This is a genomic window from Sorangium sp. So ce1335 (assembly GCF_051521615.1).
GTDB lineage: Bacteria > Myxococcota_A > Polyangia > Polyangiales > Polyangiaceae > Sorangium.
The window spans coordinates 1232518-1256958 of sequence record NZ_CP150363.1 but is presented as its reverse complement, the minus strand read 5'-3'; the positions used below and the strand labels follow the sequence as shown (position 1 = coordinate 1256958).

The 24441-nt window shown below is 71.3% G+C and carries 18 protein-coding genes; 8 read left to right on the top strand and 10 right to left on the bottom strand.

Annotated features, from left to right (window positions below; all coding sequences use genetic code 11):
• The first annotated feature begins 83 nt into the window (after positions 1–83).
• Positions 84–1187, top strand: coding sequence for a substrate-binding domain-containing protein (locus tag WMF24_RS04555; RefSeq protein WP_437735116.1), 1104 nt, complete (start codon positions 84–86; stop codon positions 1185–1187).
• Between the two features lie 270 nt (positions 1188–1457).
• Here WMF24_RS04555 and WMF24_RS04550 read toward each other — a convergent pair whose 3' ends face one another.
• Positions 1458–2312 (bottom strand): hypothetical protein, encoded by an 855-nt coding sequence (locus tag WMF24_RS04550; RefSeq protein WP_437735115.1) that lies wholly within the window; start codon positions 2310–2312, stop codon positions 1458–1460.
• 431 nt (positions 2313–2743) lie between these two features.
• Between WMF24_RS04550 and WMF24_RS04545 the strand changes: the two genes are divergently transcribed.
• Complete coding sequence (locus WMF24_RS04545) at positions 2744–3892, top strand: hypothetical protein (RefSeq protein WP_437735114.1); 1149 nt, start codon at positions 2744–2746, stop codon at positions 3890–3892.
• A 60-nt stretch (positions 3893–3952) separates the two neighbouring features.
• Here WMF24_RS04545 and WMF24_RS04540 read toward each other — a convergent pair whose 3' ends face one another.
• Together WMF24_RS04540 and WMF24_RS04535 are read right to left on the bottom strand one after the other, a co-directional pair.
• Positions 3953–5311: an MBL fold metallo-hydrolase gene (locus tag WMF24_RS04540; RefSeq protein ID WP_437735113.1), complete on the bottom strand. Its 1359-nt coding sequence runs from the start codon at positions 5309–5311 to the stop codon at positions 3953–3955.
• Between the two features lie 121 nt (positions 5312–5432).
• Positions 5433–6869 (bottom strand): ammonium transporter, encoded by a 1437-nt coding sequence (locus WMF24_RS04535; RefSeq protein ID WP_437735112.1) that lies wholly within the window; start codon positions 6867–6869, stop codon positions 5433–5435.
• 733 nt (positions 6870–7602) lie between these two features.
• Between WMF24_RS04535 and WMF24_RS04530 the strand changes: the two genes are divergently transcribed.
• Positions 7603–9501, top strand: coding sequence for a glycosyl hydrolase (locus tag WMF24_RS04530; RefSeq protein ID WP_437735111.1), 1899 nt, complete (start codon positions 7603–7605; stop codon positions 9499–9501).
• 60 nt (positions 9502–9561) lie between these two features.
• On the opposite strand, the gene WMF24_RS04525 is transcribed toward WMF24_RS04530, so the two are convergent.
• From WMF24_RS04525 to WMF24_RS04515, 3 genes are read right to left on the bottom strand one after another with little or no spacing between them, the layout of a single operon-like run.
• The gene (locus WMF24_RS04525; protein ID WP_437735110.1) at positions 9562–9939 is read right to left on the bottom strand and encodes a response regulator; all 378 of its coding nucleotides are present in this window, start codon (positions 9937–9939) and stop codon (positions 9562–9564) included.
• Between the two features lie 38 nt (positions 9940–9977).
• Positions 9978–10514 carry a chemotaxis protein CheX gene (locus WMF24_RS04520; RefSeq protein WP_437735109.1) on the bottom strand — a complete coding sequence of 179 codons (537 nt, stop codon included), beginning with the start codon at positions 10512–10514 and terminating at the stop codon, positions 9978–9980.
• 40 nt (positions 10515–10554) lie between these two features.
• Entirely contained in the window at positions 10555–13515 is a 2961-nt protein-coding gene (locus WMF24_RS04515) for a nitrate- and nitrite sensing domain-containing protein (protein ID WP_437735108.1), read from the bottom strand.
• A gap of 520 nt (positions 13516–14035) precedes the next feature.
• Here WMF24_RS04515 and WMF24_RS04510 point away from each other — a divergent pair.
• From WMF24_RS04510 to WMF24_RS04500, 3 genes are read left to right on the top strand one after another with little or no spacing between them, the layout of a single operon-like run.
• Positions 14036–15565 carry a hypothetical protein gene (locus tag WMF24_RS04510; RefSeq protein ID WP_437735107.1) on the top strand — a complete coding sequence of 510 codons (1530 nt, stop codon included), beginning with the start codon at positions 14036–14038 and terminating at the stop codon, positions 15563–15565.
• An 18-nt stretch (positions 15566–15583) separates the two neighbouring features.
• Entirely contained in the window at positions 15584–16039 is a 456-nt protein-coding gene (locus WMF24_RS04505) for a hypothetical protein (RefSeq protein WP_437735106.1), read from the top strand.
• Positions 16040–16062: 23 nt separating this feature from the next.
• Positions 16063–16488, top strand: coding sequence for a hypothetical protein (locus tag WMF24_RS04500; RefSeq protein WP_437735105.1), 426 nt, complete (start codon positions 16063–16065; stop codon positions 16486–16488).
• Positions 16489–16802: 314 nt separating this feature from the next.
• Here WMF24_RS04500 and WMF24_RS04495 read toward each other — a convergent pair whose 3' ends face one another.
• From WMF24_RS04495 to gcvA, 3 genes are all read right to left on the bottom strand, one after another.
• Positions 16803–17276 (bottom strand): chemotaxis protein CheX, encoded by a 474-nt coding sequence (locus tag WMF24_RS04495; RefSeq protein ID WP_437735104.1) that lies wholly within the window; start codon positions 17274–17276, stop codon positions 16803–16805.
• 307 nt (positions 17277–17583) lie between these two features.
• Complete coding sequence (locus tag WMF24_RS04490) at positions 17584–17958, bottom strand: hypothetical protein (protein WP_437735103.1); 375 nt, start codon at positions 17956–17958, stop codon at positions 17584–17586.
• 107 nt (positions 17959–18065) lie between these two features.
• Positions 18066–18968, bottom strand: a complete 903-nt coding sequence (gene gcvA / locus WMF24_RS04485) for a transcriptional regulator GcvA (RefSeq protein WP_437735102.1) — start codon at positions 18966–18968, stop codon at positions 18066–18068.
• A 107-nt stretch (positions 18969–19075) separates the two neighbouring features.
• Between gcvA and WMF24_RS04480 the strand changes: the two genes are divergently transcribed.
• Entirely contained in the window at positions 19076–19846 is a 771-nt protein-coding gene (locus WMF24_RS04480) for an FMN-dependent NADH-azoreductase (RefSeq protein WP_437735101.1), read from the top strand.
• The gene (locus WMF24_RS04475) at positions 19840–22014 is read left to right on the top strand and encodes an alkaline phosphatase D family protein (RefSeq protein ID WP_437735100.1); all 2175 of its coding nucleotides are present in this window, start codon (positions 19840–19842) and stop codon (positions 22012–22014) included. The genes WMF24_RS04480 and WMF24_RS04475 overlap by 7 nt, the downstream gene beginning before the upstream one ends.
• 81 nt (positions 22015–22095) lie before the next feature.
• Here WMF24_RS04475 and WMF24_RS04470 read toward each other — a convergent pair whose 3' ends face one another.
• Positions 22096–24369, bottom strand: coding sequence for a M48 family metalloprotease (locus WMF24_RS04470; protein ID WP_437735099.1), 2274 nt, complete (start codon positions 24367–24369; stop codon positions 22096–22098).
• Between the last annotated feature and the right edge of the window lie 72 nt (positions 24370–24441).

Sequence of the window (24441 nt, the reverse complement as noted above, 5' to 3'; positions counted from 1 at the left end):
CGCGCCAGTCCTCCTTGCGATGTCATCCTCGGGCCTGAATGTGCCCTGGAGATCTCATGGCGAGAAGTGGACATTGGGGGACAATGGTCCTCGGACTCACGTTGATGACGGCGGCGTGCGGATCGGGTGAGCCCCCCGGCGCGGGGGAGAAGACCACGCCGATACAGCGAGCTCCGACGCTGGACGACGAGTTCACGCCCATGGAGCTCGAGGCCACGGTCGACAGGCTCGTCGCCGAGATCAACGAGAGCTCGCTCGAGCCGATGCAGATGGCCGTCCTCCTGAGGGGCGCCACCGGCTTCTGGGAGCCGGTCGTGAAGGCCGCGAGCCGGGCCATGGGTGAGCTCGACGTCACGGGGAGCGTGGTCGGGCCCGTCACGTCGTCGGAGGACGGCGCTGCGCCGGACGCGCTTCAGAATCAGCAGATCGCGCAGGCGGTGGCGGACGGAGCCGAAGGGATCGGCCTCGCGCCGATCAGCGACATCCAGGCAGCGGCCATCGAGGAGGCCGTCGCGGAGGGGGTCCACGTCGTGACGCTCGACGCCGATGTGGCGGCCTCGAAGCGCTCGATCTACGTCGGGAGCCTCGACCGGCCCGCCGGAGCCAAGGCAGCGAGAACCCTGCTCGCGATGCTGCCCCCGCCCCCGGGGACGGTGATCCTCCACGGCAGCGTCAACACGGCCGGGAGCAGCGGCCTGGACCGGACGCACGGCGCCAAGGAAGCGTTCGAGGAAGCCGGTTACGAGGTCCTCGTGCGTCAATCCACCTGGGCCGCCGGGGGCGAGGCCGATGACGTCGCGTGGATGACGGCCCAGATCGGGACGGCCGACCCGCCCGTCGTGGGGTTGATCGGCCTGTTCAACATCTCGTATCGGTGCGCGATGGCCGCAGAGGCCGCGGGAAAGCCGGAGCTGCCCGTCGTCACCTTCGACTTCGATCCGAAGACCGTCGAGTACATGCGCGCCGGGCGCATCAAGGCCACGCACATCCAGCGGCAGTACTACCAGGGCTATCTCGTGCCCTACATCCTCTACGCCATCAAGAGCATCGGCCTCGACGCGACAAGGACGATCCTCGCCCCCCAGATGGACGACGCCCGCCGGGTCAACACGGGCATCGACGTGGTCCCGGCGGACAAGATCGACGCCTACAACGACTTCCTCGGCTCCATCGACGCGAACCAGTAGCGGCGCCGCGGCCCCGAGGAGGGCCTCGCGCGGGCCGATCCGGGGGACGGCCACGCGACGCGGTGATCGAAGCCCAGAACGACGATCAATCACGTTGGGCGAGCGAGAAATGAACCGCCAAGACGCCGAGGACGCCAAGAAGAAGACAAAGTCTTGGCGTCCTTGGCGTCTTGGCGGTTCGAAGTTCTGCTCGTTTCAGGTGGGTTCAACCCGTTTGTTGCTCTAGACTAGCCCGCTGCCCTGATCCCGGGCGGCCGTCGCCCGCGCCGGTCACAGGCAGGTGCAGAGCGGATCCCCCGCGACGCACCCGCAGCCCACCTTGGCGCCGTCGCGACGCCGGGGCGCTGCGCCCGGCGCAGCCCCGGCGGGCTCGGCCTGCGCCTCGCCGCGCGCGGACGGCGCTTCGCCGTACGTCGGCGGCTCCTCCGCTGCGGGCGGCGGCGCCTCGGCTGCGGGCGGCGGCGCCTCGCGGAGCACGGGCGGGCGCGCGACGCTCCTCCCGGTGCGCTCGTCGGCGTCGGGCCGCGCGACGCTCTGCGGCGGGATGAGGCTGCCCACGGTGATGCTGACGCCGGGCTCCACGGCGTGGCGCGGCGCCGCGACGCCGCCCATGACGACGAGCGAGGAGCCGAGCGCCGTGCCGGCGGCGAGCAGGCCGCCTCCCACCGCCGCAGCGGCGAGGTTGCGGATGCGGCGCCGGCTCACGCCCACGGGGCAGTCGGCCGTGAGCAACGTCCCGTCGGCGCGCTGGTAGAGCCGCACGCAGAGGTCGCCGGCGGCCGCGCGGACGAGCCGCTCCGCCTCCTCGCGCGGCATCTCCGACAGGTTGTACACGTGCTTCTCGCAGTGGCGGCAGAAGCGCACCCGGTCGTCGCCGGCCATCTCTTCCCAGCGCGCGGTGCACGGGCTCGCGACGCGCAGGCTGTCGAGCAGCGGCAGACCCCGGCGCGCCGCGATGCCGTCGAGCTTCTGGCGCACCGTCTCGAGCTCCCCCTCCAGGTGCCGCTGGGCCTCCTGAAGGGCCGAGAGCTCCCTCACCCGCTCCTGGATGGCCGCGAGCTCCTCGACGAGCTGGGCGTGGCGAGCGTTGAGGGCGTCGACGTCGTCTCGGTAGGGTGTGGGCATGGCGGATTGGACGGTGGAGGGGCGGCCAGGATTCTGCTCAAGGCCGTCCGCCCGACGGCGAGGAGCGCAGGAGTCTGTCCGGAGGCCAAGTGTAGCCCGGCCCTTCCCCCGGATCACCTCCGGGCGAGCGGGGCGGGCAGTCACGCTGCGGGCGTACGCCGCTCCGGGCGCGCGCCGAGCGCTGCGCGCCGTCGCCAGGGCAACGATCACGTGGAGCGAGCGAGAAATGAACCGCCAAGGCGCCGAGGACGCCAAGACAAGAAGACAGTGTCTTGGCGTCCTTGGCGGTTATCTCCGGGCAGATGCCGGAGAGGACCCTCTGCGCGCGGGCGCACATGGGGCGAGGACACCTTTGTTCAAGCCTGATGGCGCGCTGGCGCACATGCGGCGATGTGCGCTTGTACAAGCCTTGGTTGTGGTAGCTTGCCCGCATGACCAGCGCGACCGTGACGCTGCTCGGCGCCGCCGAGGCGTCGCGCCCCCCTGCGCGGCGGGCTCGCCTCATCGAGTTCCTGCTGGTGGGGGGCGGGACGCTCGTGCTCTTCCCCCTCGCGTGGCTCCTGCGCCACGCCGTCGGGCTCGATCCGGCGGAGCTCGCGGTCGGCTTCTTGACGTTCCACGCGGCGTCCTTGATCAACGACCCGCACTTCGCGGTGACGTACCTGCTGTTTTACAGGGACGCGCGGCAGCGCGCCCTCGGCGGCGAGCTCGCCCCCGCGCAGCGCGCTCGCTACATCGTGGCCGGGCTCCTCGTGCCGCTCGCGCTCGTCGCGTGGGCCGCCGCGGCGCTGACGACCGGCTCCGCGCGGATCATGGGCTTCATGATCCAGCTCATGTTCTTCCTCGTGGGCTGGCACTACGTGAAGCAGGGCTTCGGCATCCTCACGGTGCTCTCGGCGCGACGGGGCTACCGCTTCGGCCCGGCGGAGCGCCGGGCCATCCTGGCGCACTGCTTCGCGGGCTGGGCGTATGCGTGGGCGAGCCCCGCCGATCCGGGCAGGGAGGTCGCGGAGAAGGGCGTGATCTACACGTCGATCGCGCACCCGCCGGGGCTCGAGCTCGCCGCCGGGATCGCCTTTGGCGTGAGCGCCGTCGCGCTGCTCTGGGCGCTCGCGCGCAGGTGGCGCGCGGAGCGGCGGTTACCGCCGCTCGAGCCGCTGGCGGGGTTCTTCATCACGATCTGGCTCTGGACGGTGTACTCGAGCCTCGACCGGCTCATGGTGTACCTGATCCCGGCGCTCCACTCCGTTCAGTACCTGTATTTCGTCTGGCTCCTGAGGCGGAACGAGGCGCGCGAGGCCGAGGGCCCGCCGACCTTCGGGAAGCCGACCACCCTGCGCCTCGCGATGCTGGCGGCGTCCGCCGTGGGGCTCGGCTGGGTGCTGCTCCGGGGCGCGCCGGCGCTCCTCGACGGCGCGCTGGTGCTGAACGCGAGCGCGGGAGAGGCGGCGGCCGACCTCGGCGAGACACCGTATCTCGCGGCGATCTACGTGTTCGTGAACATCCACCATTACTTCATGGACAGCGTGATCTGGCGCCGCGACAACCCGGATACGCGGTATCTGATGCACTCGAGTTGATCCGGCCGGCGCGGGCGCCCGCGCGGCGGTTCCCGGGAGCGTCCCCGCCCCCGGGCCGCTTCACGCCCTCCGGGCCACCGCCGCCCTCGCCGCGCGCGCCGTGAGCCAGACGGCGGCGGCCGCGCCGCCGAGCGCGGCGGCCGCGCCAAGGCCGACGCGGAGGAGCGCCGCCGCGTCCTTCTCCGGCCGGTGGTCGGGCAAATAGGGGCGGACCGCGCGCGGCAGCACCCACGACTCGCTCCCGGGGCCCTCGCCGCCGAGGGCGCGCACGACGCGGGCGAGGCGGGTGCGGGGCGCCGTGCGGCTCTGGACCCACGGGACGAACCGGAGCAGGGGCACGCGGCCCGGGGCCTGCCGCTCCATCCAGGCGACGACGCGGCGGAGCTCGTCGGCGGTCGCGGCGGCGCTGCCGTCGCCCTCGAGGCGGCGCCACTCGTTGTGGCCGGGCAGGACCCACGTGAAGCGGAGGTGGCCAGCCTCCGCCAGCGCGGCCAGGCGGCGCACGGAGCCGATCTGGCGCTCCCAGTCGTCCCAGCACTGGAGCCGGAACGCCGTCATCTGCCCGAGCCTCCGCGAGTACGCGAGGTGATCGCCCGTGAACAGGAAGCGGCCCCTGTACAGGAGGCACATCGAGCCCGGCGTGTGGCCGGGCTGGGAGAGCACGGCGAGCTCGGCGCCGGCGAGCTCGCCGTCGGAGAGCGGCGCGCCCTCCAGGGTCATGGGCTCGGGACGATCGGCAAGCTGGACCTCGACGTCGCCCGTCGCCGCGCCGTACTCGCTGCCGCGCAGCCTCACGTCCGCGGCGCCGAGGACGCGGCGGCAGCCGGGGAAGCGCGCCGCGAACTCGGCGTGATGCTCGGCGTGGTCGCGGTGCGTGAGGAAGATCCACCGCACGCCGCCGTGCTCCTCGAGGAAGCGGAAGATGTCCTCGCTCGGCTTCGGCAGGTCGACGAGCACGCCGCCGCCGGGGCGCTCGATGAAGTAGCTCGTGGCGCCGATGTTGTCGGGCGAGGGGTGGCCGAGCGCCCAGACGTCGTCCTCGATGCGCCGCGGCCACGCGCGAAACGGCGCGCCGAGCGCGCCGGGGCGCACCCGCCCCGCCGGCGTCCTCAGGCGCAGCGCGTGGACCGGGCAGGCGGCGACCGCCGCGCGCGCCGCCTCGAGATCGGCCAGGCTCCGCGGCTGGCGCAGGACGCCCGTGAACGCGCCCTCGTCGTAGGTGCCTTCCAGCACGGCGGGGCCGCGGCGCTGGGCGCCGCCATCCATGCGCTCCCAGTGGGCCGGAGAGACCTCGCCCAGGAGATCGGGCGCGTAGTTCCTGCAAACGCCTGCGCCGCAGCAGGCGCGCGTGACGTGGAGTCGACCCAAGTGGCCCTCGCCGACGTCCTCTCTCTCGCTGTCGTTCGACGCGTGGTGCATAGGACGCGGACACTACCACGCTGCTCGCGAGCAGGCATGTCGGCCCCGCATCGGAATACCGGACACAGCGGTGCGGCCTCTCTCCATGACGCCGTCGTGCGTCGAGCGCGCGGCACCGGCCTCACTCGCCGGCCATGATGACCAGCGTCGAGTCCGGTTCCGGCGTGATCACCCCGCCTGTGTGCGCGCCGCCCGTATACCCCTGAAGGCCCATCTCCGGCTCGTCGAGGCCGCCGATCTCATCCTCGGCGGACACGCGGTTGCCCACGGCCCTGTCGATGACGAACAGCGCCGCCGCGCTCACGGGCACCACGTAGAGGAGGTTCGCCGCGATGCCGACGAGCTGCGCGGCGAGCTGGCTCGCGTCGCCGTGGAGCAACCCGCGCACAGGCCCCTCGACGCCGTTGAGCCCCGCGCCGTACTTGCCGTTCGCGAACAGGCCGAGCGCGAGGATCCCCCACGTCCCGTTCACCGCATGAACGGACACCGCGCCGACCGGATCATCCACCTTGAGCCGCCCCTCGACGAAGAGCGTCGAGACAACGACGAGCACGCCCGCCACCGCGCCGATGAGCACGGCCGCCGGCGCCGAGACGAACGCGCACGACGCCGTGATGGACACGAGCCCCGCGAGCATTCCGTTGCAGAGCATCGTCACGTCCGGCTTGCCGTAGCGCGCGGTCACGTAGATGTACGCCGCGATCGCGCCGGAGGCCGAGGCGAGCATCGTGTTGGTGGCGACGACGCTGATCTGCCGGTCGGTGCCCGCGAGCGTGGACCCGGCGTTGAAGCCGAACCAGCCGAACGCGAGGATGAACGTGCCGATGACGACCATGGGGATGTTGTGGCCAGGGATGGCCCTGGGCATGCCGCTCCTGTCGTACTTGCCGACGCGCGGGCCGAGCATCTTCGCGCCGATGAACGCGATGATCCCGCCGGTCATGTGGACGACCGAGCAGCCGGCGAAATCGACGTGGCCGTGCCCGAGGCCGAAGTCCCTGCCGAGCGTGGACAGCCACCCTCCGCCCCAGACCCAGTTGGCGTAGATGGGATAGATGATCGTCGAGATGACGGCGCTGAAGAGGACGAAGGAGAGGAACCTCCAGCGCTCGGCCATCGCCCCCGTGGGGATGGTCGCGGTGGTGTCCATGAACACCATCTGGAAGAAGAAGATCGTCGCCACCGCGGGCGTGAAGACCTCGCCTGCGAGGAAGAACCCGGTCGTGCCGAACAGCCCGAGCTCCCTGCCGGCGACGGTGACGGTGAACTCGCTCGAGAGCGTCCCGTCGCCGCCCAGCGTCCCGAGCGCGCCGACGCCGCCCATCTGGAGCGCGAACCCCACGCTCCAGAAGCCGAGGATGCCGATCGCATAGACGAGGAAGTTCATCCCCATCGTGTGCGCGGCGTTCTTCGCGCGCGTGAGGCCGGTCTCGACCATCGCGAAGCCCGCCTGCATGAGCATCACGAGGAACCCCGAGACGAGGATCCATACGAAGTTGATCGACACCTGGACATCGGCGATCTGCTTCGCGACGTCCAGCGGGGCGGCATCGGACATGGCTTCACCTCCTCGAGATGGGTGCGGACCTCACCTGCACGCGACGGCGATGAGCCAACCGGTGAACCTGGCAGGATCCTGGAGGTTGTACGCGGCCATGCTCGCCTCGTCGGGTGGGACGCGCGTCGGTGACAGCAAACGGACCAGTTCGGCAGGTTGATCGTCGAGGTCCGCCCGTTTCGTCGTCGTTTCGCGCGCATCTTTTTTGTGCTGTATCGTGTTCGCGTGCGGCTCGCCGTGCTCGGCGCCAGACGGCCACCCGACGACGAGGGGTAGGAGCGCGCGCCGTCGCGGCGTCGGGGGCGGCGGCGAACGTCGGAGACGTCCCGGCGCAGCATCGAACGTCGGAGACCTCCCGGCGCTCCCCGACGGCGGCGCCGGGGCGCTCCTCGAGCGAGGGAGACGCGCGCGTCGCGCGCCGAGCCCCGTTGCCGCGCCACGGCGGCGCATGGCCTCCGGCGAGGTGAACCGGTTCACACGCTGCGTCACGGCGGCGGACGGCCGGGCCTGCGCCGCCGCCGCGCGCGGCGGCTCGGCGGCGGTCGACGCACGTTCCCGGCGGTGCCGCCCCTCCCGGCAACCCTTGACGCCCCGCCTCATCGCGCCGATGAGCGCACGACGTGAGACCGGCACGGAACCGGCGGCGCCTCACCCCGGGCGTGACCGCAAAAACTGAACCGGTTAACTATCCCGGTCTTGCTTCCCCACTGACACAGCTCGCAGGGAAGGACCCATGAAGCGCATCCAGCCGACCTCACGCTTGCTCGCCGCATCCATCCTGTTCCTGACCGCCGCCTGCGGGTCGTCGAACGACGGCACGCCGCCCGGCGAGGACACGCCGCCCGGCGAGGACACGCCGCCCGGCGAGGACACGCCGCCCGGCGAGGACACGCCGCCCGGCGAGGACACGCCGCCCGGCGAGGACACGCCGCCCGGCGAGGTCCCGGACTTCCCGGACACGCCGAGGGGCAAGCTCCTCGAGGACCTCTTCACGTCGTCCCGGGACGGCAAGTTCCGGTTCGGATACGAGAACAGCACCGTGTGGGGCCTCTACGACGCCGACAAGATGCAGCTCGTGTCGACGAACGACTGGTTCTCGACCATCGCGGGCGCGGCGAGCCGCGGCGAGCGCGACTGGACGTCGGACGCCGGCGCCACCGTGGGCAAGACCCCCGGCCTGCTCGGCCTCTCCCTCGACGCGATGGTCTTCGACCCGGTCTCCTGGAATCGGCGCGACGTCACCGCGGACGCCGCGGCGTACATGCTCGCTCAGCCGGCCGGCATGGTGGCCATCGACTGGCACTCGCCCCCTTGCAACTACGACATCAGCACCTCCGACTTCGCGGAGGCCATCGAGACGCCGCTCGCCACCATCTCGGTCGACGGACAGGAAGTCCCGATCCACGCCCAGGGCGGCGGGACGCCGTTCTACGCCGAGACGTACTACGCGCGCTCGCTCGCCTCCACCGACGACATCCCGGAGAACCTGAAGTGCATCTGCAAGATCGCCAATGACCTGCCCATCGCGGAGGGCAGCCACGCCGGGATCTCCGCGCGCGACTGGCTCGTCGCCCACGCGAAGTACGTGGCCCAGTTCTTCCGGGAGCACGGGCTCGACGGCAAGCCGATCGTGCTCAGGCCGTTTCACGAGCACACAGGCGCCTGGTTCTGGTGGGGTCAACCCTACTGGAACTGCGGCGCCCTGCTCGGCGACGATCAGGCCGTCACCGGCCCCGACGCGTACCGCGCCGCGTACCGCACGTTCGCCGAGGCCCTCCGGAGCGAGCCGGGGATGGAGAACGTGATCTTCGCCTACTCGACCGACAAGCTGCAGAAGCTGAGCGACAGCGAGGTGACGTCCGCCGAGGCGAAGGTCAGGGACCCGGAGAGCCTCTCTCGCGACATGCTCCGGGCGCGCCTCGTCGAGGAGCTCACCGAGCTCGGCGCGGCGTACGTGAGCCCGCCGCAGCAGGCGATCTTCGCCCAGAGCGGCGCGCCGTCGTCCGAGATGCTGCAGGAATATTACCTCGAGGCATATCCCGGCGACGACCTCGTCGACATCCTCGGGATCGACCTCTATTACCCCTACGAGCGGGCGGCGTCCCCGGCCGATCTCGACGACATGAAGCGGATGGCCGGCGCCGTCGCGGAGATCGGCGAGTCGAAGGGCAAGCCGCACGCGCTCACCGAGACGGGCACCTACCGGCTCCACCTCCTCCACCGGGTGAGCAAGCTCGCGGCGGGCGACTCGCTCACGCTGTATTCGGCGGAGCACGTCAGCCGGTGGAACGATACCCTGTTCGATCAGACCCTGAAGACGGAGTTCCTGTCGAACTACGGCCTCGGCGCGGCATCCGCCGTCGTGCTCTCCCCGGACGAGGTCACGAGCCTGTTCCCGGGCGCGGGGCAGGGCGCGCTCACGGAGGACTGGTACAACGAGCACCTGCTCGAGATCGCGCGGAGCACCGGCGTCTCGTACGCGCTCACGTGGCAGACCTACTACGACGGCAGCGACTTCGACGACAAGCCCGTCTATTACTACGTCCCGTTCCCGGGGCACCCCGAGGCGGAGAGCTTCCGGACGTTCGCGCGGGATCCCGCGGTCTGCTTCGACGCGACGGCCTGCGAGTAGCTCGGGACCGCGCCGCGAGGCGCGGCCCTTGTGACGCCGACCCGCCAGACCTCCGGCGGGTCAGGGCTCGCCGGCGAGCTTCTTCACCGCGGCCAGCAGGAGGTCCGGCTTGAACGGCTTGATGATCCAGCCCTTCGCGCCGGCCTTCCGGGCCTTCTCGATGAGCTCGGGCTGCCCCTCTGTCGTGAGCATGAGGATCGGGACGCCTGTCGCGAGGTTCTTGTCCCGCAGGCCCTGGATCATCTCGATGCCGTTCATCACGGGCATGTTCACGTCCGCGATGATCATCGCCAGATCCCCCTTGCAGGCGGCGACGGCGGCGATCGCGTCGCGGCCGTTGTCCGCCTCCAGGGTGGCGTAGCCCGCCCCCTGGAGCAGGATGCCTACCTGCTGGCGGACCGTGCTCGAATCCTCGACGAGAAGAATCTTCCTGGGCATCTGTCGTGTCTCTCCTTGGGCGTCCGCGGCCCCGCAGGTCAGAACAGCAGCACTTCGCCTTCGCGCTGCGGGTCGGGCGGGCTCCCTTCCTCGAGCTTGAGCGCGGCGTCGGGGGCGAGCGCGTCGAAGAGCACGGCGAGCCGGTCGGGCCCTGCGTCGAACAGCAGCCGCCGGAAGCCCTCGCTCTGCTCCTCTCGAGCGCGCAGGTGATCGCCGATCGCCGCGCTCGGCGTCGAGAGCACGATGACGAGCCCGAGCGGGCGCAGGCGGTTCTTCACCCGCCCGAGGAGCTGGTTGGCGAGCTCGCTCGCCCAGTCGCACACCATGTCCTCATCGAGCTCGCGCCGGTCGCGCAGCGGGTGGCTGCGCGTGATGAGCGACACGGGGGCGACGAGCGTCAGGCTCCCGCGGAGGTGATCGCCCGTGAAGCCGATGAACGAGACGACCGCGTTGCCCGGCGTCACCTGCGGCTCCGCGTCCTCCAGCAGCCGGAGCTCGACGCCGTTGTCGCGGAACAGGTGGACGCACGACGCCGCAAGCTCGTCATGGATGCGGTGCCAGCTCTCCGGATTCATTCAGCTCTCCTCGGTGTCTCGCGCTGCATTGTCGACGCGCTCACGGTGCCGCGCGCTCCGGTTGGCTCGCGCTCGGCGCGCCGCCGGCGCCGCTCGGTGACAGGCCCGGGTTCGACCCGCCGCCCGGCGGGTGGCTCGGGCTCGACCCGCCGCCCGGCGGGTGGCTCGGGCTCGACCCGCCCGGGGGTGGGAGGCTCGGGCTCGCCCCCACGCCCGGGGGCGGGAAGCTCGGGTTCGAGCTGACGCGCGAGGCGCCGGCGAGGAGCGCGCCGGGCCGGCTCGACGGCGGCAGCGAGGCGGACGGCGCGCCCGCGGGCAGGACGGCGGCCTCGTTCAGCTCCCGGGGGAACCGGAAGCGGAACGTCGTCCCCTGCCCCGCCTTCGTGTCGATCTCGATCCGGCCGGAGAGCCGCCGGCACTCGTGGAGCGCGACGCCGAGGCCGACGCCCCGGCCCGAGACGTCCGTGACCTGCTCGGCGGTGCTGAAGCCGGGTGAGAACAGCGCGGCCTCGAGATCCCGCCGCGTGGCGCTCGGCAGCCCGACGGCGGCGGCCTTCTCGCGCACGCGCTCCCAGTCGATGCCCGCGCCGTCGTCGCCGATCTCGATGAGGATCTCGTCCGCCGTCGCGCGCGAGCGGAGCGTGAGCACGCCGCCCGGCGGCTTGCCCGCCCGCTCGCGCACCTCCGGCATCTCGATGCCGTGGTCCATCACGTTGCGGACCACGTGGCCGAGCGCCTGCCACATCGCGGCGAAGCGCGCCGCGGGGAGCCGCACGCCCCCGGCGTCGATGCGCACGTCCGGCCTCGGCTTGCCGAGCCGCCGCGCCAGCGTCTCGGCCTGGTCCTTCATCCGGTTGAACCGCACGTCGGTCCGCTCGTTGCGGAGCGCCTCGAGCGCCCGCTCGAGCTCGGCGGGATCGCGGCGCTGGCGCGCCATCTCGAGCAACGCCTCGATCTCTTCGTGGGTCACGTCGACGCGCATGGCCTGCGCCGCCCCGGCGAGCAGGCTGCTCGCGCGCGCCACGAACGCGCACCACGCGTCCTTCAGCGCCTCCAGCTGCTCGTCCGGCGGCAGCGAGCGCTCCTCGACGACGAAGCTCTCGATCTCGTGCGCCACGCTCGCCACGCTCGTCACGCCCCAGAGCCCGGCGTTGCCCTTGATCGTGTGCACGAGGCGCATCACGTGGTCGACCTCGGCGATCGTCCGCGCGCTCACCGCGTCGACGAGCTTGCTCGTGTCGTTCACGAACCCGAGGAGGCCGAGCCGGTCCTTCACGGCCCGCTCGAACACCTGGATGTACTCGCGCTGCCGCTCGTACTCCCGCAGGGAGTCCATCGTGGCCGTGACGTCGGTGACCACCATCAGCGCGCCGTTGAACTGGCCCTCGGGGGACAGGATCGGCTTGAAGCCGAGCGTGAGGTGGCGGCCGCCGCGGAGCAGCGCCTTCGGGAGCTGATCGAGGACGACCTCGAGCGGGAGGAAGTCCTCGCAGGCGGCCTCCCACCCCATCGTGAGGAAGGCGCGGGCCCGGGGGTCACGATCGGCGATGCGGTCGGCGAAGTGCTCCCCGGGCGACGGCGCGCCGAAGAGGCGCTCGAACGCGGCGGAGTACGCGGGCTCCATCGTGCCGTCCCGGCGGATGGTCACGAGCGCCTGATCGACGTTGTCGAGCACGAGGCGCATCTCGCCATTGCGCTTCTCGAGCTCCCGCGTCCGCTCGGCGACGGTGGCCTCGAGGTTCTGCCGGTGGCTCTCGAGGGCCTCGTCGCGCGCCTGGATGCCCGCCAGCATCTCGTTGAAGGCGTCCGTCAGCGCCCCGAACTCGTCGTCGGCCGTCTTGCGGGCGCGCGTCCTGTAGTCGCGCGTCCGCCGCACGTGGGCCGCGGCCTCGCCGAGGACCTCCAGCGACCGGGACAGCCCCCGCACGAGGACGAACGCGAGCGCGACGGACAGGAGGAGCACGAGCGCGGAGACCGCGATGCCCTTGTGCATCGTCCTCCGCGTGCCCTCGACCTTGTCCGCCGCGGCGCGCCGCATGCCCGTGAGCGCCTCGCGCTCGATGGAGGCGAGCCGGTCGAGGCGCCATTGCTGCGCGTCGAACCACGCGTCGTGATCGAGGGCCAGCGCCTCGTCCGTCGACGCGATCGCGGCGGCCCGGAGCGCGTCGGCGCGCTGCACGCGCACGTGCAAGAGGGAGGCGTCGTAGAGCGCCCGCGCCGACTCGGACGCGTTGGCCATGAACGCCTCGCGATAGAGCTCCTCCTCGGTCATCAAGGTGACCAGCGTCTTGAAGGCGCCGGGCTCGAACTGCGTTGACGCGAAGGCGTGCGCGAGCAGCGCGTGCTGGCGGCTGGCGCGCTCGGCGAACTCGTGGACGGCGACGAGCGACTGGATGCTGCGCAGGAGCTCGCCGTCGTCGCTCAGCTCGGAGAGGCCGGCGTTGGCCCGGATGAGGCTCACGTTGATGGCACCGAACACCTTGAGCACGCTGTCGAGCGGCACCGGCTTCGCGTCGGCCTGGCCCCGGAACGCGCCGAGCTCGCGGACCCGCTTGCGCGCCTCGGCGAGATCGCGGGCGAGCCGGTCCGGCAGCCGGGAGAGGTCGCGCTCGGCGAGGAACGCGTCGAGGCGGGCGAGGCCCTCGTCGGTGGCCGCCCGCGCCGCCTTGAGCTCGGCGCCCGCGCGCGCGAGCGCCGGACCGCGCTGGAACGGCCGCGGGGTGCCCCCCTCGACGTCGGGGTCCCGCGCCTCGAGCGGGCGGACCTCCAGCCCCTCGACGAGCGCCGTCCAGGCCCGCTCCTTCTGCAGCGCGTGCAGCGGTTGCGCCATGATCGACGAGAGCTGCGCGAGATCCTCGATCGAGCCGATCCCCGCCGCCCGCTCGGCCTGCTGCCGCGCGTCGCCCACGATCATCGCCGCCAGCAGCAGGGCGCCGATCACGGGCACGCCGGCCAGCGACCAGAGCTTCAACCGAATCGAGGCGTCACGTAATCTCGGCATGCACAACCATCCCCCCGGATCGGCTCGCCCGGCACGCAGGCCGCTCGCGTCTCGTGTGCTCCTCGACAGGGGGCTCCGGGCGAGCGCCCGGGTCTCCGCGCCTTCCGCTCATCTGGAGCATCGGACGAGGCGAGCATCGCAGAGGATCACGGCGGCGCCCAGATACAGAGTCGTCGTCGGGCCTTCCTCGCGCACCATGTGTGTCTTCCTGATTCAGGCGCTTTCTTGTTGCTGCGGTTCATGTGTGCGCGTGCAACCACGTGCAACCGCGTGCAACGGAGTGCGACCGCGTGCAACCGCGTGCGTCGGATCAGCGCGGAGCGCGTCGAGTTCCCACCTCTCATCCTTCCTGTGTATGCTACGCGTGACGGTCGCGAGTCCGCAAGAGCGCGTGCGATGTCGGCAAGCCGCAACCGGAGCTCTGCGGGCAGGGGAGAAAGCAATGGTGATGGGTCGGAGATCACAGCGGCGAGCGCGCGTGTGGCGCCTCGCGCGCGCTTCGAGCGCTGCCATCGGAGGCGTGCTCGTCACGGCATCGCTCGCGCACGCGCAGGGCCAGGGCGCCGGCGTCGCGCCGGGTGCCGCCGCAGCGCCCGCCGCGCCCGGAGCAGCCGCTCCGCCCGCTGCGGCGCCCGCCGCGCCCGCCGCCCCCGCTGCGGCGCCCGCCGCCCCCGCTGCGGCGCCCGCCGCGCCCGCTGCGCCCCCTGATGCGCCCGCCGCGCCCGCTGCGGCTCCGGCGACGGGCGGAGAGGCTGCCGTCGAGGCGCGGCTCGCCGCGGCGGAGAAGCGCGCGGCAGATCTCGAGAAGCGCCTCGCGGCGATCGAGGACGCGCAGGCGTCGCCGGAGGACGACGGGAAAGAACTGCTCCGGCTCTACGGGTTCATCGACGTCGGCGTCCAGCGCATGTGGGTCCCGGAGAACTCGGCCCTCGCGGCCGCCGCCCCGAACGCGAACGCCACGAACTTCGTCGTGGGGAACCTGAACCTCTACCTCGATGCGCAGCCGAGCGACCACTTTCGCTTTCTCGGGGAGCTGCGGTTCACGACCGCGCCCGGCGGCGCCCCGACGCCGGCCCCGCCGACGACGCCGCTGCCGCCCGACGTGGTGTCCCGGGTGACCACGCAGCCGTACGGGACCTTCGACTCGGCGGCGCTCGCGCTCGGCTCGCCGACCACCTACGCCGGCCTCGTATCGATAGAGCGCGCCCACATCGACTGGACGCGGTTCAACCTCTTCAAGGTGCGCGTCGGGCAGTTCTTCACCCCGATCGGCATCTACAACGTCGACCACGGCAGCCCGGTGCTCATCACCGCCGCCATCCCCTACTTCATCACGTCGCGCCTGTTCCCCACGCGGCAGACCGGGCTCATGATCTACGGCAGCACGTTCACGGGCCCGTGGGAGCTCGGGTACAACGCCTACGTGAGCAACGGGCGCAACGAGGACGCGCCGTTCGCCTTCGACGACGACCGCGGCTTCGGCGGCCGCCTGCACGCCAGCTACGAGAACCCCGGCAAGCTGGCGTTGAAGCTCGGCGGATCGTTCATCGCGAGCCACGCCCGCGACTGGGTCGCCGATTACAAGATCGGGCAGTTCGAGCCGACCATCCACGCGACGTGGTCGTTCCGGGAGTACGTGGGCGCCGGCGACGTCTCGCTCGACATCGGGGCGACGCGCCTGCGCGCGGAGGCGGCGGTCGTCCGCGTCGTCTTCGACGAGGGCAAGCGCCAGGGCGGAGGCGGGCTCTACGCGCCGGACGCCTGGAAGACCTCCACGTACGCCGTGGCCGCGCACCGGTTCGATTTCCTGAACATGGAGCCGTTCGTCATCGGCGCCGCCCTGCACGCGCCGTTCTTCGGGCACGATACGATGTTCCAGGTCGGCGGCGGCCTGAACTTCTACGTCACCCCCGACATCACGATTCGGACCCAGGCGCTGCGCACGATCATGACCGTCCTGCGCGATCAGGAGACCACGGTGCCCGGTATCCCCCCGGTGGAGAATTTCCACACCACGTACGCGCTCGCTCGCCTGATCCTGGCCTTCTGAGAGAGGTTCGACGCAACGATGAAGCGTTTATCCCTTCTGCTCCTCCTGGCCCTGCTCGGCATGACCCCGTCCGCCTCGTCCTTCGCGGTGGAGGAAGAGATCGTCGTCGTCGTCAACCAGGCCAACCCTGTCCGGGCGGCGGGGCGCGACACGCTCCGTCCCATCTTCCAGACGACGCGGACCGAGTGGTACGGCAGGTCGGCGGTGCCGGTGAACCTCCCCGAGGACTCCGCGCTGCGGCAGCGCTTCGACATGGCGGTGCTGGGCCTGGATCCCGAGGGCGTCGCCCGTTACTGGATCGACCGGAAGATCCGCGGCGGCGAGCGGCCGCCGCGCAAGGCGGCGAGCCCGAGCGCCGTCCTCCGCATCGTGGGCGAGGAGGCGGGCGGCATCGGGTACATCGCCGCCGGCGATGTCAACTCCTCTGTCAAGGTGATCGCGCGCATCCGCGACGGCCAGGTGGTGCCGCCGTGAGCCTGAGGAGAGAGGAGCGACCGATGGACACCCACCCTTCTCGCACCGTGCCGTCCCCCCGTTGCAGGGCCCTGCTCGTCGCGCTCGGCGCCGTCTGTGCGGCGACGCTCGCGGGATGCTGGGATTCGACCCCCTGCGATCCGGATCAGCTCGTCTTCATGAACGCGTGCATGGATCCGTTGCCGCCGACCGGCACCGGCACCGGCTTCGGCACCGGCACCAGCACCAGCATGGGCACCGGCTTCGGCACCGGCACCGGCTTCGACACCGGCACCGGCGGCGCGGGCGGCGGCACCGGTGGCGCCCCTGGCACCGGCGGCGCGGGCGGCGGCACCGGCGGCAACGCGGGCGATGGCGGCGCAGGCGGCAGTTCCCCGGGCGACGGCGGCGCCGGCGGCGCGGGCGGCGGCACCGCGGGCGGCGGCACCGCGGGCGGCGGCGGCGCCTAGAGTACCGATCACGTTGAGCGAGCGAGAAATGAACCGCCAAGGACGCCAAGAAGACGAGAACTTGGCGCCCTTGGCGCCTTGGCGGTTCGAGATTCTGCTCGTTTCAGGCAGGTTCAACCCGTTTGTCGCTCCAGGCTCGACCGCCCCCTCTGGAGCGCCCCCGCCCAGCTCGATTGCGCCTCCCCGTCGCCGAGCGGGGGTCGCCCGCACAGGAGACGGGTCCAGATCGGCGTTTTCGGCGCACAGGCGCACTCCAGTGCGCCGAGCACCGAAAACGCCGAGATGGGCCGGTATCCGAAGCGGGCGGCCCCTGCTCAAAAGAGGATGACTTTGCCGTCGAGGGGGAGCGGGGAGGCGTTCGAGAAGATCAGGGAGCCGTCGTCGAAGTCGCCGCTCAACGTGACGAGCACCTCGCCCTTCAGCGTCCGGAAAGAATAACAGAACTGCTGTCTGCAGCTCCGGTGCCGGCGCTCCACGTCGCTCGGGCTGCGCAGCTGCGGCAGCTCCGTCTGCAGCGTGATCTGGAACCGGGCGATGCGGCTCTTCACCTTCCCCATGAGCTGATTGGCAACCTCGCGCATCCAGTCGCCGAAGCCCTCGGGCATGGGTGGCAGCCCCTTCATGGCACGGAACACGCCAGCGTTCGCGGACAGGGCGAGCACGCCGCTGAAGCCGGGGGCGAAAAAATCGATCGTGCTCGCCGGATCGCTGTGGACGCGCCCCTCTTCACGGCAATCACCGGTATCCACAGGTGCGATGGCCACACCGTAAAAATGAAAGAGCTCCACGGTCGCGCCTTGAACGAGGACGTCGATGGTGCGTACCCTGCGCGAAGGGGGTGGTCGTGACGTGGGCGAAGCATCGCTCGGCGGGGCGGGACGGGAGGGCGCGGGCGGCGGCACGCTGAGCCGGGACGGCTCGCTGGGAGGGGCGGGACGCGAGGACGACGCCGACGGCGGCGCGCTTCGAGCCGAGCGGCTCACGTCGCGACCCTCGGTGCTCGGAGGCTCATGAAGGCTGTGCCCCGGCCGCGTGTCGGACTCACGATTCCGTAGGGTACCACGCCGACGCACCATGATAAACGCACAGCGTACCCTACGTGTACCCCCTCCGGCAATGCCGTTTGCGGACGAGATGCGATGATGCGCCGAGACGCGGGCTCTCACGTCCGGTTCGCATGGAGGCGTGGCTGCCGCGGCGCGTTGCGCCCGTGCCAGAGCGTGCTCCCTCGCCTCTTGGTCTTCTGTATTTACAATGCCGGCGCCAAAAGACGCCGAGCCCGCTCATCGTCGAGGCGGGCACCGCGCGCCGCGAGCCCCAGTGCTCCACGTTCTCGCCGCCCTCGACGCGGCGCAGACCGTAGAAGCCATGGGCGGCGCCGTTGCGCGTCCCTTCGGAGAGGGTGAATACGTAGTTGTCGTCGGCGATGACGTGGTGCACCCGGGCGTAGCCGATGTCCTCCTCCGTCACCTACTCGACGGATGCGCTCGGCGGCGCCCCGACACCGACGCATCTCGACTCGGCTGAAGCTCCGAAGCCAGATGAGCGCAGGCGTCCGCCGGGCGTGACGCGGCGGCTCATCGCTTCGCCCGCGATCGCTCGCCGGCCATGGCCGCGGCGAGCCAGCCGCGGAGCGCCGCGATCTCCTGGCGGTCCGCTGCGCCCTCGGGGTACACGAGCCGATAGCGTAGGCCGTCGAGCACCGGCCCGAAAGGCTGCACGAGGGCGCCGCTCTTCAGCTCGTCGGCGACGAGGAACACGCTCAGCAGCGCGACGCCCTGCCCCGCGATCGCCGCCTGGATGGCGTGGGCCTCGTCGGAGAACGTGACGCCGGCGTCCGCGCGGACGCCGGCGAGACCGGCGCGCTCGAGCCACAGGCGCCACGTCGGCGTGTCGCGCTCGACGCGCCGCCACTCGAAGTGGAGAAGCGGCTTGTGGCGCAGGTCCTCCGGGCGGCGCACGCCGAGCCCTGGGCTGCAGACGGGCGCGAAGCGATCCGCGATCAGCACCTCGGCGGCGAGGCCGGGGTACGGGCCTCGCCCGTACCGGATCGCCGCGTCGGCCTCGGCCGCGTGCAGGTCGACGGGCTCGTCCGACGCGTGGAGGCGCAGGTCGAAGCCGGGGCACGCCTCGCGGAACGCCGCGACCCGGGGCACGAGCCACCTGGCCGTGAAGGCCGTCGTGGCCGACAGGGTGATCGCGCGGCGCGCGCGGCGCGCGGCGAGCTCGTCGAGCGCCCTCGCGAACGCGTCGAACCCGTCGCGCAGCACCGGGTAGAGGAGCTGCCCCTCGCGCGTGGCGAGGACCCGCCGCGCGCGGCGCTCGAACAGCCGGACGCCGATCGTCTCCTCGAGCAGCCGGACCTGGTGGCTGATCGCGGTCGGCGTCACCCCGAGCTCCTTCGCGGCCCGCTTGAAGCTGAGGTGGCGCGCGGCGGCCTCGAAGGCGCGGAGGGCGGTCAGCGGAGGGAGCGTTCGCACGCGGGAGCGATAGCTGATCCAGGCTCACCTCTCCGCTGAAAAATACGCGTTTGCCGTCCGGCGAGACGCGACGCACCTTCGGCAAAGCAACGCGGAGGAGGCACGCCATGTCCACGATCCTGCACATCGACTCGAGCGCTCGTCCGGGCAGCTCGGACACGAGCCGTCACGGCTCTCACACCCGCCGCCTCACGGCCCGCTTCGTCGCGCGATGGCGCGAAGCGCGACCGGAGGACGAGATCCGTTATCGGGACGTCGGGGAGAACCCGCCGTCGCCGGTGACGGGCCGCTGGATCCAGGCCGCCTTCACGAAGCCCCACCTGCGCGAGCCCTGGATGCGCGAGGTGCTCTCGGAGAGCGACGCGCTCGTCGACGAGCTCATCGCCGCGGACCTCGTCGTGGCCGGCGTGCCGATGTACAACTTCAACGTTCCCGCGCAGTTCAAGGCCTATATCGACAACATCGTGCGCGTGGGGCGCACGTTCGGCTTCGATCGATCGCGGCCGGGCGATCCGTACTGGCCGCTGCTCGCGGATCACGAGAAGAAGCTCGTCATCCTGACGTCACGCGGCGATCACGGGTACGGCAAGGGAGGTCGGATCGAGGCCATGAACCACGTCGAGCCGAGCATCCGGACGGCCTTCGGTTACATCGGGATCACCGACGTCGAGTCCGTGGCGATCGAATACGACGAGTTCGGCGACGAGCGGCTCAGCGCGTCGATCGGGAGGGCGGAGCGCGAGGTGGACGCGCTCGTCGACCGCCTGCTCGCGGCGCGCCCCCCGGCGACGTGTGGCGCGGTGAGGGCTCGCACGGCGAGGTCAACGAGCCCGTTGACACCGGCGAAAGTTCCGGGATTCCCTGATCCTCGATGCTGAAGCGCAGAGATTTCCTTCGAGCCACCCTCGTCACCGCCGGCACCCTCGCCGTCCCCGCCTGCGGCGGCCCCGAGATCATCGATCCGGTCCTCGACCCTCGCGCGCTCACCGACGGCGCCGAGTTCTTCCCCCAGTCGATCGCCTCCGGCGATCCCCGCCCCGACAGCGTCATCCTGTGGGCCCGCGTGCAGGACGGCGAGGAGGATCTCGACCTCGAGGTCGAGGTGGCGACCGACGCCGAGTTCACGCAGCGCGTGGCGCTCGACGACGGCCAGGCGAAGGTGAAGGCGCTCGCGAAGCACGATCACTGCGTCAAGGTGAAGGTCCGCGGCCTCGCGGCGGGCACGGTCTACTACTACCGCTTCATCTACGTGAAGGGCGCCGAGAGCTACGTGTCTCGCGTGGGGCGCACGAGGACCGCGCCGGCCCCGGACGCCGATGTCCCGGTGCGCTTCGCCTACGTGTCCTGTCAGGATTACGTCGGGCGCCACTACAACGCCTACCTGGCGCTCGCCGAGGAGGAGCTCGACTTCTTCGTCCACCTCGGCGACTACATCTACGAGACGACCGGCGACCCCACCTTCCAGAACACGAGCGGGCGCGGCGTCGAGCTCACGGACGAGGAAGGCGCGATCGCGCTCGCGGACGGCGCCTTCCACGCGGCGAGGTCGCTCAGCAACTACCGGGAGCTCTACAGGACGTACCGCTCCGACGCGAACCTCCAGAAGGTCCACGAGAGCTTCCCGATGATCGCCACCTGGGACGATCACGAGTTCTCGAACGACTCTTACGGTGCCACGGCCACGTACTCCGACGGCCGGCTCGACGAGACCGACGTCGATCGGCGCAAGGCCGCCAACCAGGCCTGGTTCGAGTACCAGCCCGTCGATTACGGCGATCACGGCGAGGGCTTCGAGTACGACCCCCGCGCGGAATTCCCGGGCGATATCCGCGTCTACCGCGATTTCGTTTTCGGCCGGCACGTCCACCTGGTGATGACGGACCTGCGCAGCTACCGGCCGGATCACCTGATCCCCGAGGGCGCCTTCCCCGGCAAGGTGGTGCTCGATCAGTCCAGGCTCGTGGAGGAGTTCGGGGAAGTGCCCGAGATCGCCCAGCCCTACGTGAACATCGAGAGCTTTGGCGACGGAATCTATGCGTCGGCCCTCACCGGGGCCGCCCAGGCCGCCGGCTACGACGCCGCCGAGGTGACGGGGAACATCAGCGTCGCCTTCATCAACCAGGTCGTCGCCGGCGTGAACGAGGGCCTGCCGGAGGACATGCAGATCCCGCTCATCGGCCCCGCCGAGCAGCAGTTTGCGGACCGGGGCATCGCGTACGTGGATCTCGGCAAGATGGGCGCGTACAGCTCGATCGGCTCTCGGTACTTCGCGATCAAGGACACCGTCGATGTCTACGCCGCCATCCGCTACAAGGAGACGCAGGGCGCGAGCGAGGACGTGATGGGCGCCGAGCAGGAGTCGTGGTTCCTCGAGACCATGGAAGGCTCGAGGGCGACCTGGAAGGTCTGGGGCAACGAGTACTGCCTCCTCCCGCTCGCCATCGATCTCGCCCCCTACAGCGTCCCCGAGGCGTTCAAGCGGCGCTTCTACATGAACCTCGACGCCTGGGACGGCTTCCGCAACAAGCGGAACGAGCTCCTGGCGCGGCTCGTCGACGTGGGGAACGTCGTCGCGATCACCGGCGACATCCACGCCTTCTACGCGGGGACGGCCGGGCTCGACGCCGATCCCGCGAAGAAGATCGTCGAGTTCGTCGGCGGCGCCGTCTCGTCGGCGCCCTTCCGCGAGATGCTGACAGGCCAGGTGGCCGGCGATCCGGTGCTGGGCGCCATCCCGGGGGCCGCGCTGCTCGCCGCCGCCATCGACAGCGTGCTCACGTCGACCGAGACGAAGATCAACCCGCACCTCGCCCACGCCAACAGCTACGCTCACGGCTACGTGGTGGTCGAGGCGGACGGCGACGCGCTCCTCGTCGACATGCGGAGCATCGACCCTGCCGAGGTGAAGACCGACTACACGTCGAAGCGCGGCGACCTGAAGGTGCAGAGCAAGCGCTTCCGCACCCTGGCCGGGGAGAGCGACATCTACCGGGACGACAACGGCACCTGGAGGCGCTGGGACGCCTCCAGGCAGAAGTGGATCTGATCCGACGCGGCCGCGGGCTCCGCCGCGCCTGCGGCTCCGCTGAACGCGCGCGGCGGCGCGTCGGCTAGCCCGACGAGCGCGTCACGCAGCGCTCCCTCCCGCCTCCCCGGGCGGCGCCTGCGCGGAGAACAGCGCGGGGTCGAGCCGCTCCGTCAGCGCGAGGAGCTGCCCCAGGTTCTTGAAGTGCAGCTTCCGCAGCCGGCCGAGCGCGCCCGCGTGCTGCTGCATGAGCTCGTTGATCCACGCCCCGGAGATGCCGTTCCCCTCGAGCGGCGCGACGAGCGCCTCGGGCAGCACGAAGCGGTGGAGCAGCGTGCCGCGCTTGAGCAGCGCGAGCTTCGGCGGGACGAGCGGCTTCGTCGTCCGCAAGGTCTCCTCGAGCGCGGCGCGCGCCGCGGAGAGGACCTCCACGAGGCGGCGGAACTCGTGCTCCGGCAGCTCGGTGCCCCCCTGGAGCCCCTGGAGCGCGCCCTCGAGCGCCTCGTCGAGCGCGTTGTGCTTCACGACGAGCTTCTGGATCACGAGGAGGAACCGGTAGCGCTCGAGGAGCTCCGCCCGCGCCTCCGGGTCGTCCGCCGAGCAGGCGTAGAAGTGACGGAAGAACGCCTGATCGGCCCCCTGGAGCGCCGCGAGCTCCGCCCTGAGCTCGCGCTGGACCTCCGCGGCGAGCGCGATGATCCCGTCGCGGGACCGCTGCGCGCCGCGGAAATCGGCGGTCTTGCCCTTCAGCCGGACGCGGTCGGCCGACAGCGCCTCGATGAGCTCGTTCTCGCCGCGCAGCGTGTCCAGGCGCGCCATGCGCTCCTTCAGCGCGTCGCCGGTGAACGGCAGCACGGCGGCGCGCAGCGCGCCGCGATCGAGCGCGCCGCGCGCCGCGTCGGCGTCGATCGAGGCCGCGGCGGCGTCGAGGTCGCCCGGGTCCAGCACGCGGTTCTCGTAGAGGCCGTGGTAGTGCTCCGCCTGGCGCATCTCGCCGCGCTCCTCCTCGATGAGCGCGGCGATCTCCTCGGCCGGGAGCATGTCGCGCGCCTTCCGCCCGAGCGCCTCGTAGACGGCGCGCGACATCTTCCTGCGCAGCGCCTTGCGCTCCACGAAGAGCGTGAACGCCGGCCGCCGGTCCTCCGGCGCGGCCACGTACACGCGCTTCGCGTTCGCCTCGCGCTCGTGGTTCGGCGGGTGGGTCGCCCAGAGCGAGCTCACCCGCTCCGCGGGGCTCGCGAAGTGAAGCGCCGGCCCCCGCTCGTACCGCGCGAGGATCGGCCCGAGGCGCTCCCGGACGCCCGGCGCCTTGCCGAGCCGCGCGTCGAGCTGGGTCAGCGACCGCTCGACGTGCGCGAACACGTCCTCGGAGAACTTGCCGTGCTCGGCGACGCTCGCGAGGCCGCCGAGCGCGTCCCGGTAGGCGAGCGCCGCCCGCTCCGCCTTCCAGAGCCCGGAGACGATGGCGTCGCTGCCCGCGATGCGCACGGCGTGGAGGTCGGCGTTGAACTCCATCTGACGCGCCAGCGACAGGTTCGCGAGGTTGATCCCGCGGTAGACGAGCTCGAGCAGCTTGCGCAGCACCCACACGATGCCGCTCAGGATCCAGGCCGGGAAGCTCAGCCGGATGTCCACGCTCCGCCACTTGCTCAGCGCGCTGTCCCACGCGTCGCGGCCGAACACGATGTCTGCCACGACGCCGTTCGCGATGTACACATACTGGCCGAGCTTCATGCTCGCCTGCGAGAAGTGCCCGAACTCGTGCGCCAGCACGGCCTTGAGCTCCGACAGGTCGAGGGCGGACACGAGGCCGAGCCCGATGACGAGGTTCTTGCGGACAGGCCAGATCAGGCTGAGGAGCGACTGGGGATAGGACACCGCCGCGTTCACGTCGTGCGAGAGGTAGACCTTGCCCGGGAGCCGGCTGCCCGCGTCGTCGCAGAGCCGGCGGAGGAAGGCGAAGAGCCGCGGCTGGTCCGCCTCCGTCACCTCGACGAGGCCCTCCGACGAGAACGGGCGGCTATGGAAGAGGCCCTTCAGCAGGAAGAGGAACAGCATCCCGCTCGCCGCGATCGCGCCGAGGTTGAGGATGATCCCCTTGCCGGGCAGCCACGCCATCTCGAAGAGCGTGAGGTAAACGAGGTAGCCCGAGGCGGCGAGCAGCGCGAGGTAGAGCGCCACGAAGGTGAGCAACGAGACGAGCACAAGGACGACCCGGAGCCTGTACCCGGGCGTCGCCTGGACCGGCGGCAGATCCCCGGTCGGCCCGGCGGGATAGATGTCGCGCCTCTTCTTCGGGGCCGTGTCCCCCGGTTCCCCCTCCCCCGGCGTCGATGGGAGCTCTGCATGATCCTCGGAGTCATTCGCTTCCACCATCACGCCACGATAACACGACAGCACCCGAGCCCGTCACGGGCGGGCGCGGCGCTGCGCGCAAGTGGCCGTAAC

Bases quoted from the DNA above. Each gene is read 5' to 3' on its own strand.
- WMF24_RS04480 (WP_437735101.1), top strand. From the start codon at position 19,076: ATGTCCACGATCCTGCACATCGACTCGAGCGCTCGTCCGGGCAGCTCG.
- WMF24_RS04555 (WP_437735116.1), top strand. From the start codon at position 84: ATGGTCCTCGGACTCACGTTGATGACGGCGGCGTGCGGATCGGGTGAG.
- WMF24_RS04470 (WP_437735099.1), bottom strand. From the start codon at position 24,369: ATGGTGGAAGCGAATGACTCCGAGGATCATGCAGAGCTCCCATCGACG.
- WMF24_RS04505 (WP_437735106.1), top strand. From the start codon at position 15,584: ATGAAGCGTTTATCCCTTCTGCTCCTCCTGGCCCTGCTCGGCATGACC.
- WMF24_RS04545 (WP_437735114.1), top strand. From the start codon at position 2,744: ATGACCAGCGCGACCGTGACGCTGCTCGGCGCCGCCGAGGCGTCGCGC.
- WMF24_RS04475 (WP_437735100.1), top strand. From the start codon at position 19,840: ATGCTGAAGCGCAGAGATTTCCTTCGAGCCACCCTCGTCACCGCCGGC.
- WMF24_RS04515 (WP_437735108.1), bottom strand. From the start codon at position 13,515: ATGCCGAGATTACGTGACGCCTCGATTCGGTTGAAGCTCTGGTCGCTG.
- WMF24_RS04540 (WP_437735113.1), bottom strand. From the start codon at position 5,311: ATGCACCACGCGTCGAACGACAGCGAGAGAGAGGACGTCGGCGAGGGC.
- WMF24_RS04535 (WP_437735112.1), bottom strand. From the start codon at position 6,869: ATGTCCGATGCCGCCCCGCTGGACGTCGCGAAGCAGATCGCCGATGTC.
- WMF24_RS04520 (WP_437735109.1), bottom strand. From the start codon at position 10,514: ATGAATCCGGAGAGCTGGCACCGCATCCATGACGAGCTTGCGGCGTCG.
- WMF24_RS04525 (WP_437735110.1), bottom strand. From the start codon at position 9,939: ATGCCCAGGAAGATTCTTCTCGTCGAGGATTCGAGCACGGTCCGCCAG.
- WMF24_RS04530 (WP_437735111.1), top strand. From the start codon at position 7,603: ATGAAGCGCATCCAGCCGACCTCACGCTTGCTCGCCGCATCCATCCTG.
- WMF24_RS04550 (WP_437735115.1), bottom strand. From the start codon at position 2,312: ATGCCCACACCCTACCGAGACGACGTCGACGCCCTCAACGCTCGCCAC.
- WMF24_RS04500 (WP_437735105.1), top strand. From the start codon at position 16,063: ATGGACACCCACCCTTCTCGCACCGTGCCGTCCCCCCGTTGCAGGGCC.